We start from the raw sequence: 215 nt of genomic DNA on the forward strand, positions 1-215 counted from the left end.
AAGGCAGATCTCCCGCGTCCGGAGGGGCCCAGGCACACATTGCAACGCCCTGCAGTTTTGCTTCACCGCCTCGAGACACATCTCCGACGTCTGGATGGCTTTCGGTGCATGTTGCAACGCCCATCCATCTTGCTTCACCGCCTCGAGGCAGAGCTCCTTCTTCCGGAGGTCTTCCGGAACATAGTACAACGCCATGCCGTTTTGCCTCACCGCCT

At 59.5% G+C, this 215-nt stretch carries 1 protein-coding gene; it reads right to left on the reverse strand.

Annotated features, from left to right (window positions below):
* Nucleotides 1-210, reverse strand: a 210-nt coding sequence (locus tag E1297_RS51005) for a DUF4116 domain-containing protein (protein WP_368669405.1), incomplete at its 3' end; no start/stop codon positions are given.
* Nucleotides 211-215: the final 5 nt, after the last annotated feature.

The organism is Roseibium sp. RKSG952 (assembly GCF_009711355.1).